The following is a 16,213-nucleotide window of genomic DNA, read 5'->3' as shown; positions in this document are numbered from 1 at the left end:
ACCCGATGCGCCGGCCGCAGCAGACAAGTGGCGCCGCGTCGTGAAGGCCTGCACCGAGGCGAGTACTCGCAACCGGCCTCCCGCAGGGGCCTTTCTGCGCAAGCCGGAATGGATGAAGCACTCGACCTCGCAGTTCGTGGGGGGCATCTCCGGTATCGGCGCTGGGCTTTGCAACGCGAGCCGCTCGGCTCCGGCCCCGGATCAACAATCTTGATAGCTTCGGCAGATCCGCCTTGAGCGACACTTAGCTTCTCAAGGTCAGGCGCTCGGATGTTTGACGCATGCAAAGCATCGCTGTATACAGCTTCACAGCTATAAGCCAATCATAAACTCGAGGGGATCCAGATGGCTTTTCCGGTGCTCCGCGCGACCCTGACCGCCGCAACGCTGCTCGCCATCGCGCCGGCAGCGCAGGCTGGCCCGGTGCTCGACAAGATCAAGCAGGATGGCAAGATCATCTGCCTGGTGAACCCGAACTCCCCGGGCTTCTCCGTCCCCGACAGCCAGGGCACGTTCCGCGGCTTCAATGTTGAGTTCTGCCGCATGGCCTCGGCCGCGATCTTCGGCGACGCCTCCAAGGCCGAGCTGCGCGGCATCGGCTTTTCCGACAGCTTGAAGGCGATCATCAGCGGCAGCGCCCATATCGCGTCCCGCGGCATCACCGCGACCGGTACCCGCGATGCCGATCCCGGCGTGTCCTTCGTCACCACCACCTTCTTCGACGGCCAGGGCTTCATGGTGCCCAAGAGCCTCGGCATGACCAAGCTCGCGGACCTCTCGGGAGCGACCGTCTGTGCCGAGGAAGGCTCGACCACGCTGCTCTATCTCGCCGACTGGTTCGGCGCCGCCAAGCTGCCCTACAAGGTCGAGAACATCGCCGACAAGACGGCGCGCCTGCAGGCCTTCTTCTCCGGCAAATGCGATGCGGTCGCGAGCTCGATCTCGGCGCTGGCCGCCGACCGGCTGCTCGCCCCGAAGCCCGACGACTATGTGATCGTCCCGCAGCGCTCCGCCACCGAGCCGCTCGCTCTCGTTTCGCGGCCCGATACGGAACTCGAAAAGGCGCTGTTCTGGGGCGTCCAGGTGATGATCGCCGCCGAAGAGTTCGGCGTCACCTCGGCCAATATCGATGCCAAGATGGCCACGCTCAAGGACCTGCCCATCGACGAGCAGCGCCTGATCTCGCCCACCGGCCCGACCGCCGACATGGCCAAGAAGCTCGGGCTGCACCCGGAATGGAGCTCTCGCCTGATCAAGCAGGTCGGCAATTACGGCGAGGTCTTCGAGAAGCACATCGGCAAGGGCTCGCCGCTCGCCATGGACCGCGCCGCCTCGCTGAACCGCCTGACCAAGGATGGCGGCCTGATGTTCAGCTTCCCGATCCGCTGAAGGGGCGATCGGGTTCTCGACAGCAGGGGGCCGGCTCCGCTCTAATGGATTCGAGGCGCACGCGGCCGCAGGGCCGCGCGCGCCTCGCCATAGAGGGGAAGGCATGGACGACGATATCGCGTGGGTCTCGCCGCGCGGGTTCAGCGGCACCGTCGGCATGCTGCCGTTTCCCGGGCTGGTTATCCTGCGCCGCGGCGAGCGCAGTATCGACAGCGATCGCCAGGAGCGCGTCCTCGACAGATTGGCGGCCAAGGGCGTGACGCTTCTGGTCAGCCTGCTCGACAGCGACGAATGCGAGCCGGAGGATGTCGCGCATCTGCGGGGAGCGGCGAGCGATCGCGGGATCGCGGTCGCGCTTGCGCCGATCGCCGATTTCTGCGCTCCCGCGACCAGCTCCTACTGGCAGGACCTCGCCGGCACGGTGCTGCCGGAACTCGATCTCGGTGCCAGCGTGGCGTTCTGCTGCCTCGCCGGCGCCGGCCGCAGCGGCATGATGGCAGCCCGCGTCCTGATCGCGGCGGGAAGCGAGGCGCCGGCGGCGATCGCCGCGGTCCGCACCGCCCGTCCGGACGCGATCGAAAGCGACGATCAGGTCGCCTATCTGCTGTCCTGCGCGCCGTAGCGGGCCAGCAAGAGCTCGAGATGCGTCGCGTGCAGGCGAAACAGCTCGGGAGCCGACAGGCTGCCGGCCTCCTGTGCCGTCGCGACGATCTCCGCGGTCAGCAGTTCGCGCATCAGGCGCGGGTCGCGCTTCAGCCAGGCGACCCAGCTACGCGCGATGCGGAAGAAGATCATGTCATCCATCTGGCGCAGCGCCTCGTCGCCGATCAGGGCGTTGCGCTCCTCGTGGTGGGAGCGCCAGACGGCCCAGACGTCCTTGAGCGACGAGTCGTCGCGCAGTTGACCGGCCAGCGAGAGCAGGCGCGCATAATCCGATTTGAGGCCGGCCGGCATTTGCAGCGGCACGAGATCGGCAATGAGGCGGGTCAGGCCGATACGGAATCGCAGCATGTCGACGGCGTGGTGGTCGACATAGGAGACGATGGTGCCGACACCGTTGCGCGTCTCTGCGAGCTGTTCGTAGACGAGGCGCTGCAGCACCTGCCGGATCGGCGTCCGGCTGACCCGGAACTCGGTCGCCAGGGCCGCCTCGTGGATGACATGGCCCTCGTCATATTCGCGCAGGCAGATGCGGTCGCGCACGATCTCAAAGATCACGTCGTTGCGCGAGCGGACCAGCTGGCGCAACTGCTGAGCCTCCGGCATCGTGGTCTCGATCATCCTTGCCCTCTCCGGTCGTCCAGGACCGCCATCAACCGACTTTGCCGGTGCCGTGCCCGAGCCGCCGGCCGCGCTCGGAGATCATCCAGCAACAGAGGAAATAGAACAGCCCGATCGCCACATTGGCCTCGAGCGCATAGGCCTGCCAGAGCGGATCGGCATAAGCCATGCGCGAGGTCGAGAGCAAATCATGCATGCCGACGATGGCGACAAGCGAGGTATCCTTGAAGCTGCCGATGATCGAGTTCGTCAGGCCGGGCACCGCCGTCCGCAGGGCCTGCGGCAGGACGATCAGATGCATGCGCTGAAAGCCCGAAAGGCCCAGGCTGGCGCCGGCCTCGACCTGGCCCTTCGGCAGCGCCTGCAGGCCGCCGCGGACATCCTCCGCGAAATAAGCGGCGTAGAACAGCGTCAGCACGATCAGAATGGCGATCACGGGCTCGATCGTCGCGCCGCGCATCAACAGCAGCGGCAGCACGAAGATGCCGGCGAACAGCACAGCGACCATCGGGATGGCGCGTACCGTCTCGATGTACCCGACCGCTGCCAGATTCAGCGCCCGATGCCGCGACCAGCGCGCCAGCGCGAGCACGACGCCCAAGGGAAAGGCCACCGCCATCGTGAAGGTGGACAGAAACAGGACCAGAGGCAGGCCGTTCCAGCGATGGGATTCGACCAGCGGCAGGCCGGCAAACCCGCCGCGCAGCAGCAAATACGAGGCAGCCGCAGCCAGACCGGTCATGCCGACGCGACCGTAGAACCCGATTGGGGCCAGCGCGAAGACGAGGATCGTCGCGATGATCAGCGCGCTCGCGAGATAGGCGCGCCAGCGCTCTGCCGCCGGATAGGTGCCGGTCAGCACGAGATCGGCCTTTTCGCTGAGGAAGGCCCAGCAGGCGCCCGCCGCCTTCAGGCAATCCGCCCGGCTGCCCGATAATGGCACGGCATCGAGCACCGCCCAGTTCAGCGCCGCCGCCGTGAAGCGATAGAGCAGCATCAGGGTCGCGATGGTCAGCAGCGCGTTCCACCAGTTCGAGAACAGGTTTGCGCGCAGCCAGGCCAACAGCGCCTTCGCCCGGCCTGCGCGCGGTGTGCCCGAGAGCGGGAGCGGAACGGAGACCATCGCCATGATCAGCGTCCCTTCAGGCGGTAGGCGTGGCTGAACCAGTTCACCAGTGCCGAGATCAGCATGTTGACGATCAGGAAGAAGCCCGCCACGAGCATCATCAGCTCGATCGGTCGGAAAGTCTGGTTCACTGAAGTGCTGACCACGCTGAGCAGGTCGGAGTAGCCGACGGCAAGAGCGATGGACGTGTTCTTGAGCAGGTTCGAGTACTGGTTGCCGAGCGGCGGCGTGATCACGCGTAGCGCCTGCGGCAGCACGATCAGCCGCATGGTCTTGAACCAGTCGAGCCCGAGCGCCTGCGCCGCCTCGCGCTGCCCGGGCGAGGTTGCGATGATGCCACCACGGACGATCGCGCCGATCTGACCGCCGTGATAGACGGCCAGTGCCACGACGAGCGCAGTGAACTGCAGCGAAAGGCTCATGCCGCCGGCGACATTGAAGCCCTTCAGCTCCGGCACCGACCAGCCGATCCGAACCACGCCGAGCAGGGCGAGGACGACCATGAGCAGCGCACCGATCGCGATGGCCGGCAAGGCAACGGGGTGGCGCTGGCCCGTGCGATCCTGCCTGCGCCGGGCGAGTCGCGCCCACAGAACCCAGCCGGCCAGCCAGAGCCCGCTCGCCAGGGTCAGTAGCCTGCCGCCATGCTCGATGACCGGCCAGGGCAGGAACAGCCCGCGATTGCTGAGCATGGCGCCGAACGGCCCAGTCCAGGCCGAGCGGACATGGGGCAGATAGCGCACCATCATCACATAAAGCGCGATCAGGATCAGCAGCTTGGGCAGGTTGCGCAGCAGTTCGACATAGCCATGGGCCAAGGTCCGGACGAGCCAGTTCGAACTTGTCATAGCGACGCCGACGACCAGCCCGAGGCCGCTCGCCAGGACGAGCACGACGGCTGCGGCCAGAAGCGTGTTCAGAATGCCGACGAGCAGCACGCGCGCATAGGTGTCGCGCGGCGAGTAGGCGATGAGGCTTTCGCTGACGTCGAAGCCCGCTTCCAGCCAGAGGAAGGAGAAGTCTATCTCCATTCCGGCCGCCGCAAGATTGGCGGAGACATTGCGCGCGGCCAGAGCGAGGAGCAGCCCGAGGCCCAGCAGCATCACGGCCGGCCAGAGGCAGGCGGCGAGACGATCCCGCCAGCCCGGTGTCGGTGGCGGTAACGCGCTGGTCTCTGCGGGGCGCGGAGAGCTGGACAACATGATTGAATAGCTGTACACAGCTATGTCTTGATGTCAATCATCGAACGCGCGACCGGCTATCGGCGTCCTGCGCGACATCGTCCGTCCCGAGCCGCAGTATCCTGCGCACAGCATTCTGGGCCTCGCATCGTGCGCAGCTTGACCGTCCCTCCTGTTTCCACCATCGCGCTGCCCGGCATTGCCGGACGGCTTCTGCTCTCGCCGTGCCCGGGGCGATGGTCAACGCCCGCGGGGTCGGAGCGAGAGGCGAGCGCGGCTCTCATCGACGATCTCGCGCATATCGTGACGCTCGGTGCCTACGGCATGGTCAGTCTCGTCGAGGCGCCGGAGCTGCCGGGCGGGCGCGTGCAGTTCGCAGCCGCCGTCGAACGGGCCGGGCTGCGCTGGGCCCATCTTCCCATTCGCGATTTCGGCATACCCGACGACAATTTCGCCCTTTCCTGGCAACGGCTTGATCTGCTCGGCCGCCTCCGGGCCGGGGAGAGCTGGGCCATGCATTGCCGGGCCGGCCTGGGGCGCACCGGCACGATGGCGGCACAGCTCCTAGTCGAAGCGGGGCAGGCCCCCGCGGACGCGATCGCGACCATCCGCCGGCAGCATGCCGCGGAGGCCGTCGAGACCGCGGCGCAGGCCCAGTATCTGATGAGCCTCCCGCCGAGAATGGCGGGCTGACCCGGCATTCGGCTTTGCCGAAGGGCCTCTCGTCTTCGGTTGGCGCCGTGACGCCGACTACGCTCCAGGAGAGATGGCTTTCTCACTGCGATAGCATCGGAGGCGGCCACCGCGCAGAGTCGTTGTCGGTCAACTACCTCTTTTGAAGTGCATGCCGGCGAAGACTTCCGGACAGCTTCTACTGCGATCGTTCCGTCTTTCCGGAACTCCGAGAGCGCCGTCGTCGGCCTTGCTGTGCCGCTGGTACGGCCAGCCTGTGCCGAGCAGGCCGTACCAAGGGGGGTAATCACAGTGAGCGTATCGCGGTTCGATGGCCGGCGTGTAAGGTACTGGGAGAGTAGAAGCCGATAGGTATTCGACGATCAAGAGCTGTCTCTTCGCCTGTCTTTTGGGTGCGATTGGTTAAATTTAATCAAAAAGCCGCGGCGATGTTTTGCAGAGAGAGGGCTATGGAACGGATAACGATCGCAGTCGTCGACGATCACCCTCTCCTGATGGAAGGTATCGTTTCTCTCATGCAGAGAAAGCCTGGATTCGCCTTGGCATCGGCGGGGTCGCAAGCCAGTGATATTTGCGCGATTACGACCAAGCACAAACCTGACGCCATGGTCGTCGATCTCAATATGCCCGGCGATGCATTCCAGGCGATCGCGGACGCCAAACGTGTTGCGCCGGACATGAAGATCGTGGTCTTCACCGCTTCGACCAGCACGGATCATGCGATTCAGGCCCTGGAGGCCGGAGCCAAGGGCTACGTGCTGAAGGGCAGTACGGCAGAGGATCTGATCGAGGCGATCGAGGCGACCTGCCGCGGCGAAATCTACATCACCCCGTGCTTCTCCGCCAAAGTGATCGGCGCCCTGCAGTGCAAGGCGCTGGAGAAGAAGGCTGTCCAGGCCACCCGCCTCAGCGTTCGCGAGGACCAGATCGTGAAGCTGCTGCTCTGCGGCAAGCAGAACCGGGAGATCGCCAGCGCGCTTTCGCTGAGCGAGAAGACGGTCAAGGGCTATATGACCCACCTCATGCACAAGCTGAACGCGCGCAACAGGCTGGAAGTCGTCATTGCTGCCCAGCGGCTGAATGCGGCGGCGCTCGAGGCCGCAGGCGCCTCGCCCAGAATAAGCAAGCCGGCATTCCCCTGAGCACTAGGCCCGCAGCGGCAGGCTCGCGCGGATCTCGGTTCCGCCGTTCTGCAATCTGACGATCGCCAGGCTGCCGCGCAGGGCCTTGATGCGGCTCTCCATGCCACGCAATCCGAGCTTGCCGCTGCCAGCCGGGCGGTGCAGCTGCGATGACGAGGCCAGCCCGCTATCGGCGACGGCGATCTCCAGCATCTTGCCTTCCAGCCGCGCCGTTACGCGTTGCCCGCGCCCTCCGGCGTGCTTGTAGGAATTGTTCAGCGCCTCCTGGATCACCCGATAGGCGCAGACCCGGATGGCGCGGGGGGTGTGCTTGGGCAGGTTCACGAGATCGCGCGCGACGCGGGTTCCGGTGTGCTCCTCGTGGCGTGTCACCGCCAGGTCGATGGTTTCTGCGGGGGACAGATGCTCAAGCTCGGGAAGGACGAGGCCGGCAGACAGATTTCGCAATTCGGCCAGGGTCTTCTGGATCAAGGGCTCCAGATTCTGACGGATGGTCCTTGCGAGCTCTCCTGAGTGCCCGTCCTGGTCCGTGGCCCGCGGCAGCTTCAGCATCATCAGGCTCAGAATCTGGATTGGGCCGTCATGGATATCCGCACCGATGCTGGCCAGATAAGTCTCGTTCAAGGCGGAAGCATTGAGACGGGCGCGATCCGCCGCTCGACGCAAGGCGTTGTTGCGTTTGGCCAGCGCCGCCGCACGTGCAAGGTTCGTTTCCAGCAAGTCCTGCTGCATCCCAATCGTTCGGCTAATACGACTCGCAATTAGGTAGAGTAGAAATACAATAATTAATGCAACCAGTGCAATCAGCATCCATGTTGTAATCTCCATTTCATACAATTCTTTTTGAATTCTAGTATCGAACTCATAAAATTCGCCAATGGCAATTATTTCTTTTGTCTTTCTTTTATAAATTGGAGCGTATATTTCAATAAGTCGGTTGCTGTTATCGGATGATCTAAATTCTCCTTTTTCATCGTCCGGGTCCGTGTCTATAACAACATTTCCCGAGAGGGTCCTGGAAATATAATCTGGATGCATCTTCTGATGCGAGTCTGACTTGTTCGTACTGTAGACGAGATTTCCGCTGGTATCCCAGATTTTGATGATGGCGACGCGACTTCCAAGATTCGTCTTGAAAAGCAGATCGTCTATCTCCGCTTCGCTCTCCGGGGTCAGGCGGTTCGAATGCTCCAGCAACTGCACGTGATTTGAGAGAAAACCCTCCAGGTACAGGGCGCCTGTCTCCGCCATGCCCTGGACCCAGCCGTCTCGGATGCGTTTCTCGACCCAGTAGCCAAGCGTCGCCATCGACAGTCCGACTGCCAGCGCGGCGGTAATCAGGAATTTCCGTTCCAGGCTGAGCGCGCGCCAATGCCGTGCAACAGCGCTCGGCAGGCCGAGCCCCAACCAACGCGTTGGGGCAATCGAAGCCGGTGGCGGAGCGGCAAGGTCGGGGCCTTGCCGGGGCTTTCCATCTGCAGGCGAGCTCATCCGCAATCCTCATGGATTCAGGCCGAGTACCCTCCGACCGGGCGTGCCAGGTCACTGCCAGTGAAAACCAATTTCCTATGAAATAACAAGATAATAAAGGGCGTTCGCCAAAACCTGCCCTCGCTCCAGAATCGTTGCTTGAGCTTCTGCAAGGAGATTGCCTTGCGGCTGCCTGCGCCCGGCGGGGCGCTCATTGCAGCATGCGCAAGGCGCGCTACTTCTGGCGAAATCTAGCCGCTCCGACCCCGATCTCAAGCGTACGAAAGTCTGCCGCCGACTGCCGACCAAGGTCGGTATTTTTGGCTGGACCTTCCGAGCTATGAAAACCGCCAATCCGAAACAATGATCGACGATACGGATTCTATGTTATTCGCACTAAATTTTATAAATCAACAGTAATAATATCAATAGTAGCAATATAGATTCTGTCTATTTGTCGCCTGAACTGTCCTTGCGGTCGGTCACAAAAAATCGGAGACGGTAAGATGGTATCCTACATCAGAAGCGATCTCGATTTCATTCTCGCGCAGATCAAGATCGCCGAGAACCATGCGAACGGCCAGCCGCTGTTCGGTCCCGGTGGGCAAATTCCAGCCTATAACATTGCCTGGGGGCTTCGTACCGTCGATGGTTCCTACAACCATCTGCTTCCGGGGCAGGAGGAGTGGGGCGCTGCCGACAATCCCTTCCCCGAGTTGCTGCCGCCGCAGTACCGGCCGGCAGACGGCACGGTCTTCGATCCTGACGGCCCCGGCGTGGGTGCCCCGCCCATGCCGACGGCGGCGAACTACAACCCGTCGAACAATCCCAACTCGCTCGTCTTCGACTCGAGCCTGCGCACCATTTCCAACCTGCTCGTCGACCAGACGCTGGGCAACCCGGCGGCGATCCTGACGGCCCTGCAGCGCGCCGGCTCGGCGACGCAGATGACCGATCTCGCGGCAATCACGACGATCTACCAAGCGTTCAAGCCGGCATTCGACGCCGAATACCAGGCGCGCGTCGTGATGCAGAACGCCAAGACCGCTGCCGATGCGCTGGGCGACGGCAATCCGAATACGCCCCCGTCGCCCGCCGAGCAGACGGCGCTCGATGCGCTGGCGGCCGCAACCACCGCGCATGCTGCCACGGTGACCGCGCTGGAAGCGGCGCGCGTGGTTCGCGATGCCGCCCTCGTTCCGTTCGGCATCGCGATGGACGGCGACAACGTCCATCTCCCGGCCGTCGCTCCCGACGAGGGCCTCTCGGCGCCGTTCAATTCGTGGTTCACGCTGTTCGGCCAGTTCTTCGATCACGGCCTCGACCTGGTCAACAAGGGCGGCAGCGGCACCGTGTTCATCCCGCTGCAGCCGGATGATCCGCTCTACGTCGAGGGTAGCCACACCAATTTCATGGTGCTGACGCGCGCGACCGTAGGACCGGGCCCGGACGGCATCATGGGCGACAACCCAGCTACGGTGGGGATCAACGAAGGCGCGGACGACACACGCCCCGTCAACACCACGACCGCCTATGTCGACCAGAACCAGACCTATACCTCGCATCCCTCGCACCAGGTCTTCCTGCGCCAGTATGTGCTGAACGCTGCGGGCGACCCCGTCGCCACCGGCAAGCTGATCGAAGGCGCCAATGGCGGGATGGCGACCTGGGGCGAGGTCAAGTTCCAGGCCCGGACGGTGCTCGGCATCCAGCTGACCGACAACGACGTCGGCAGCGTGCCGCTGATGCGGACCGACGCTTATGGCAACTTCATTCCGGGCGCGAACGGCTTCCCGCAGATCATTACCGGCATCGGCCTCGACGGTATTCCCAACACCGCCGACGACGTCGTGATGGAGGGCAACCCGCTGGCCAATGGCGGGCTGGGCATCTCGACGGCCACTGCCCTCCGGACCAGCCATGCCTTCCTCGCCGATATCGCGCATGAGGCGGTCCCGATCGGCAAGATCGCCGATGGCGACATCACGATCGGCCTCGGCAATCCCGGCAATGGCGACACCGAATACGACAACGAGCTGCTCGATGCGCACTTCATCGCCGGCGACGGCCGCGCCAACGAGAATATCGGCCTCACCGCCGTGCATCATGTCTTCCATTCCGAGCACAACCGGCTGGTCGAGCATACCAAAGAGGTCGTGCTGGCCGACGCCAACACCATGCTGGCCGAAGGAGCCTCGCAGGCAGAGGCGGTCGCCTTCCTGAACGAATGGCTGGTCAACGATGTGACGACCGTCCCGGGCAGCGCCACCGGCTTGATCTGGGACGGCGAGCGCCTGTTCCAGGCGGCGAAATTCGGCACCGAGATGCAGTATCAGCACCTCGTCTTCGAGGAGTTCGCGCGGAAGGTTCAGCCGAACATCAACGTCTTCCTCGTGCCCGACGGGTTCGACACCACCATCGATCCCTCGATCGTCGCCGAGTTCGCCCATGTGGTCTACCGCTTCGGCCACTCGATGCTGACCGAGCAGATCGACCGGCTCGACACCAACTACGCATCGAACTCGATCAGCCTGATCGAAGGCTTCCTCAACCCGACGGCCTTCAACGGCCTGAATGGCGTGATCGACGACGAGATCGCCGCCGGCTCGATCATCCGGGGCATGACCCGCCAGGTCGGCAACGAGATCGACGAGTTCGTGACCAGCGCGCTGCGCAACAATCTGCTCGGCCTGCCGCTCGACCTTGCGACCATCAACCTCGCCCGCGGGCGCGACACCGGCGTTCCCTCGCTCAACCAGGCGCGTGCGCAGTTTTACGAGGCGACCAATCAGGACGTCCTGCTGAAGCCCTATGAGAGCTGGGTCGACTTCGCCGGGCACCTCAAGCACGAGGCCTCGATCATCAACTTCATAGCGGCCTATGGCACGCATACGCTGATCACCAACGAAACCACGATCGAAGGCAAGCGCGATGCGGCGCTGACGCTGATCCAGGGCTCGGCCGTGGGCAAGTTCGCCACCTTGCCGGGCTTCGTCATGCCGACCGACGCCATTGAGTTCCTCAATGGCCAGGGCGCTTATGGGCCGAACGGCGCGCTCGGCGGCCTCAACAATGTCGATCTCTGGATCGGCGGCCTGGCGGAAGAGATCATGCCGTTCGGCGGCATGCTCGGCTCGACCTTCAACTTCGTCTTCGAAGTGCAGATGGAGAAGCTGCAGAACGGCGACCGCTTCTACTATCTGCAGCGGCTCGACGGCCTGCACCTGTTCGGCGAGATGGAGAACAACTCCTTCGCCGGCATGATCATGCGCAACACCGATGCGACGCACCTGCCGTCGGACGTGTTCTCGACCCCCGGCCTGATCCTCGAGGTCAACCAGTCTAGGCAGTTCAACGATCTCGACGGGAACGGCACGCTCGAAAGCACCGATCCGGTCGGAACCGGCATCCTGACGCAACTGGTGATCCGCAACGACCCGTCAACCGTCGGGCCCGACACGAATTATCTGCGCTATACCGGCTCGGACCATGTGGTTCTCGGCGGAACCGACGGCAACGACACGCTGATCGGCGGTATCGGCGACGATACGCTGTTCGGCGACGCCGGCAACGACAAGCTCGAAGGCGGCTTCGGCAACGACATCATCAATGGTGGTGACGGCGACGACATCATCAAGGACAGCGGCGGCGACGACAATATCAAGGCCGGTGCCGGCAACGACGTGGTCCATGCCGGCCCGGGCCTCGATCTCGTCATGGGCAATGACGGCCAGGACTTCATCTTCCTCGGCACCGACATGGGCTCGGAAGTCTTCGCCGGAACGGGCAACGACTTCATCTATGGCAACAAGAACGCCGAACGCATCCTCGGCAACGAGGGCAATGACTGGATCGAGACCGGCACTTTCGATGGCGCGCCCGGCGACAATTTCGACGAGGTCTTCGCGCATGACAGCATCGACGGCCATGACGTGTTCCTCGGCGACGGCGGCTTCGACGAGTTCATCGGCGAAGGCGGCGACGACATCATGGTCGGCAGCGCCGGCCGCGGCAAAATGGCCGGCATGTCGGGCTTCGACTGGGCGACCTACAAGGACAACACCATCGGGGTGAACGCCAACCTGTCGATTCCGATCGTCTTCGACGAAGCCCCGACCCTGCCCCAGAACGCGGCACTCGACGAATATGCATCGATGGAAGGCCTGTCGGGCACCCGCTTCAACGACGTCCTGACCGGCTCCGAGGCGACGGCGGCCGACCGGCTGCCCGCCGCCCAGGGCGGCACGGAAGGCTTTGCCGGCAGCGCGCTCGACGCGGAAGGCATTGCTCTGATCGCCGGCCTCCAGGAACTGCTCGGCCAGGGCGTGACGTCCTTCTCGGCGGGCGACATCATCCTCGGCGGCGACGGCAGCGATGTCATCACGGGCCTTGCCGGCGACGACATCATCGATGGCGACAAGTGGCTCGACGTGCAGATCGGCGTCTTCGCCGTCAACGACGTCAATCACACCGGCACGCCGATCGCCCTGCACAAGAGCATGACGACGCTGGCGAACGCCATGTTCAACGGCACGATCAATCCCGGCCAGCTCTCGATCGTCCGGACGATCCGGGACAGCACGGCGCAGGAAGCGCTCGGCCAGACCACCGACAGCGACGGCATCGCCGATATCGACCGCGCCGTGTTCTCCGGTGCGCGAGCCGAGTACGACATCACCTTCAATCCCAACGGCACCGTGACCGTGGCCCATACCGGCGGCCTCGCGACTGACGGCACGGACACGATCCGCAATGTCGAGATCCTGGACTTTACCGACCAGGACATCTCGCTGCTGGCGCCGACGCTGGACCTGCATGGCGACGTCACGACGACGACGACGACCCCGGAGGCCTATCGCGACACCTTCGACGCCCCTAACCACAACAATAGCAACGGCACCGTGGGTTGGGCCGCGACCCCCTGGGTGGAGACCAACGATCCGTCGGGCGGAAGCGCCGTCACCAATGGCCAGATTCAGCTCGATGCCGGGGGCGGGCAGGGATCGAACGAGCTGCGCTTCACCGCTGGCGATGGCGCTGAGATCACCCGTACCGTCAATCTCAGCGGCCTGACCAGCGCGACCTTGTCGTTCAGCTACGATCGCAACAACGGCACCAGCAGCATCGATGCCGGGGAATTCGTCCAGGTGCTGTACTCCCCGACCGGATCCTTCACGGCGGGGAACTTCACCGTCCTGACGACGATCAATGAGAACTCTGGCGGAGGTGACGGCGCCGATATCTATAGCGTTGGCCTGAATCTCACCGGGGCGGGCGCGAATTCGGCAGTTCGCTTCGTCACCACCGGGATCAGCGCCGGCGAATACGTACTCATCAACAACTTCAACATCGCCACGACGAGCACGACGACGACGCCCGGCACGCCCGGCAACAACTTTGCGGCCACCTTCACCGAGAACGGCACCCCGGTCGCCATCGGCGCGGGCGTCAGGATCACCGATGACGGCACGACCATCGCATCGGCGCGGATCGTCATTACTAATGCCAGCGCAGGCGATGCCCTGTCGGTGGTGGGTGGCCTGCCAGGCGGGATCAACTCTTCACTCGACCCCAATCCGCCTGCCGGGCAGCTGGTCCTGAACCTGACCGGCAGCACGTCGATCGCGAACTACCAGACGGCGCTCCAGCAGATTCGGTTCTCGAATACGTCCGACAATCCGTCCACGGTGGCCCGGACGATCAACGTCACCGTCAATGACGGCCTGCTTAACAGCGCGGTCGCCACCACGACGGTCAATGTCGTGGCGACGAACGACGCTCCGATCGCCGCCAACGATACGGTCATCACCAACGTTGCCGCGAACACCAGCTTCGCGATCCAGCGGTCGGCCCTGCTCGCCAACGACAGCGATCCCGAGGGCTCGCCCGTGACGATCACCGCAGTCGGCGGTGCGAACAGCCTCAGCGCTCCGGTCCTGGGCGCCGACGCCGTGACGGTTTCCGATACCGGCAACGCTGGCGGTTCCTTCACCTATACCGGCAGCGACGGAACATTGACCGACGGAGCGACCGTGAACGTGACCCGTGTCACCGGCACGACGGTCACTGGCAACGACGCCGCGGAAATCTATGTCCTCGCCGGCACTAACGATACGGTCAACGCCAACGGCGGCAACGACATCATCTTCGCCGCCGCCGGCGTCGACACCATCAATGCCGGAGCCGGCAACGACCGGATCGACGCCGGCGACGGCAATGACGCGATCTCCGGCGGCCTCGGCGACGACGTGATCCTCGGTGGCACCGGGATCGACACGATCACCTGGAATGCCAACGCCGCGAACGCCACTGACGGCTTCGACATCGTCAATGGCGACTTCGGCACCGATACCTTCCGGGTCACGACCCGGGCGAGCGAGGCGGAGACCTATCGCGTCTACGCCCGGGACTACTGGGAGGATACGCTCCTGCTCGGCGGACTGCAGCCGGATACCGAGATCGTCATCACCCGGACCACCGGAGGCAACACCTCGATCATCGCGGAACTCGACAACATCGAGGAGATCCGCATCGGCACGCAAGCCACCGACCCGGTCAATGGCGGCGCCGGAGCGGGCGACACCGTGCAGATCTTCGGCGACTTCACCGGGACGAGCCTGGCACTCAACACCATCACCATCGACGGCAACGCCGGTGACGACACCATAGACATCACCTCGCTGTCCTCGGCGCACCGCATCGTCTTCAGGTCGAATGGCGGCAACGACACGATCATCGGGACGCTGCGGCCGCAGGACGTAATCGAGCTGCCGGGAAGCGCGACCCCGGACGATTACGACGTCACGACCGAGGACGGCGTCACCAAGATGACGAGCCCGACGCACACCCTCTCCTTCAAGACCAACGGCGGAATGCCGCAATTCTCGAACCATGAGGATGACGACGAAGACGAGGATGACGACGACCATCACAACGGCTCCGGCTGCGACGACGATGACGATGACGACGCTCCGACCAATCCGGCGCCGACCGCGGGAAGCCCGCGGACCGGCACCCCGCACGACGATGTCCTGACCGGGACCGGTGCAGCGGACACGCTGGTCGGCCTGGGCGGCGATGACGTGCTGACCGGCTTGGGTGGCGACGACGCCATCTCGGCGGGTGCGGGAGACGATGTCGCCGATGGCGGCGCCGGCCGCGACGTGATCTTCGGGGCGGCGGGGAACGACCAGCTCTTCGGCGGCGCCGGTGCCGACATGCTCTATGGCGAGGCTGGCGACGACAAGCTGTTCGGCGACGGTGGCGACGACCTGCTCTCCGGCGGGACCGGCAACGACACCGTGGTCGGCGGCGCCGGCAACGACGTGATCGTCGGCGAAGCCGGTGACGGCAACGACTCCTACTACGGAGACGGCACCGACGGCGGTGTCGGCAACGACACGCTCGACCTGTCGGCGATCACCGCCAACCTGACCGTCGATCTCGGCAACGGGCTCCTCGGGCGCGGCAGCGCCAGCAGCAGCCAGAGCGGGACGGACTCGCTCTGGAACATCGAGAATGTCGCCACCGGATCCGGCAACGACACCATCACGGCCAGCAATGCGGTGAACGTGATGGAAGGTGGGACCGGCAACGACACCTTCCGCTTCCTGAGCAAGGAAGGGGCGGATGGCGATACGATCCTCGGCTTCGAGCCCGGCGACCGGCTCGACGTCAGCGGCATCGACGCCAACACGGCGGTTGCCGGCAACCAGGCCTTCACGCTGGTGCCCGGCGCCGACTTCACCGCCACCGCCCAGCTGGTGGTGACCTATGAGACGCGGGCTGACGGCGATTACACGATCGTCAAGGGGAACGTCGATGCGGCGACGGACGCCGAGTTCCGCATCGAGCTCAAGGGCAGCCACACGCTGACCTCGGACAACTTCAATCTCTGAGGTCCGACTTCAGGGAGTGGTCCGCGCCCCGGA

The 16,213-nt window shown here is 64.2% G+C and carries 10 protein-coding genes; 6 read left to right on the top strand and 4 right to left on the bottom strand.

Going from position 1 to position 16,213, the window contains the following annotated elements:
• The 3 genes from DK26_RS29530 to DK26_RS27605 form a co-directional block, all read left to right on the top strand.
• A partial coding sequence (locus DK26_RS29530) for a hypothetical protein (protein WP_210179292.1) occupies positions 1–214 on the top strand: 214 nt, incomplete at its 5' end.
• 131 nt (positions 215–345) lie between these two features.
• Entirely contained in the window at positions 346–1,389 is a 1,044-nt protein-coding gene (locus tag DK26_RS27610; RefSeq protein WP_066479913.1) for a transporter substrate-binding domain-containing protein, read from the top strand.
• 103 nt (positions 1,390–1,492) lie between these two features.
• A complete protein-coding gene (locus tag DK26_RS27605) occupies positions 1,493–2,011 on the top strand; it encodes a hypothetical protein (protein WP_066479911.1) in 519 nt (172 codons plus the stop codon).
• On the opposite strand, the gene DK26_RS27600 is transcribed toward DK26_RS27605, so the two are convergent.
• Genes DK26_RS27600 through DK26_RS27590 form a run of 3 tightly spaced genes read right to left on the bottom strand, consistent with a single transcriptional unit; the run spans position 1,987 to position 4,998 of the window.
• Entirely contained in the window at positions 1,987–2,670 is a 684-nt protein-coding gene (locus DK26_RS27600; protein WP_066479907.1) for a GntR family transcriptional regulator, read from the bottom strand. The genes DK26_RS27605 and DK26_RS27600 overlap by 25 nt on opposite strands.
• 31 nt (positions 2,671–2,701) lie before the next feature.
• Positions 2,702–3,799, bottom strand: coding sequence for an amino acid ABC transporter permease (locus tag DK26_RS27595; protein ID WP_066479905.1), 1,098 nt, complete (start codon positions 3,797–3,799; stop codon positions 2,702–2,704).
• A gap of 2 nt (positions 3,800–3,801) precedes the next feature.
• Complete coding sequence (locus tag DK26_RS27590; protein WP_157089877.1) at positions 3,802–4,998, bottom strand: ABC transporter permease subunit; 1,197 nt, start codon at positions 4,996–4,998, stop codon at positions 3,802–3,804.
• A 129-nt stretch (positions 4,999–5,127) separates the two neighbouring features.
• Between DK26_RS27590 and DK26_RS27585 the strand changes: the two genes are divergently transcribed.
• Positions 5,128–5,670 (top strand): protein tyrosine phosphatase, encoded by a 543-nt coding sequence (locus DK26_RS27585; RefSeq protein ID WP_157089876.1) that lies wholly within the window; start codon positions 5,128–5,130, stop codon positions 5,668–5,670.
• Between the two features lie 449 nt (positions 5,671–6,119).
• Positions 6,120–6,812: a response regulator transcription factor gene (locus DK26_RS27580; protein WP_066479889.1), complete on the top strand. Its 693-nt coding sequence runs from the start codon at positions 6,120–6,122 to the stop codon at positions 6,810–6,812.
• A gap of 3 nt (positions 6,813–6,815) precedes the next feature.
• Here the strand turns inward: DK26_RS27580 and DK26_RS29210 are convergent, their stop codons facing one another.
• A complete protein-coding gene (locus DK26_RS29210; protein WP_157089875.1) occupies positions 6,816–8,303 on the bottom strand; it encodes an ATP-binding protein in 1,488 nt (495 codons plus the stop codon).
• A gap of 485 nt (positions 8,304–8,788) precedes the next feature.
• Between DK26_RS29210 and DK26_RS27570 the strand changes: the two genes are divergently transcribed.
• Positions 8,789–16,180 (top strand): peroxidase family protein, encoded by a 7,392-nt coding sequence (locus DK26_RS27570; RefSeq protein ID WP_066479885.1) that lies wholly within the window; start codon positions 8,789–8,791, stop codon positions 16,178–16,180.
• The last annotated feature ends 33 nt before the right edge of the window (positions 16,181–16,213 follow it).

This window comes from Allobosea sp. WAO (assembly GCF_001509835.1).
Classification (GTDB): Bacteria; Pseudomonadota; Alphaproteobacteria; order Rhizobiales; family Beijerinckiaceae; genus Allobosea.
Note: the sequence above shows the minus strand (reverse complement) of the source record. Positions and strands in the feature narration are given on the sequence as shown.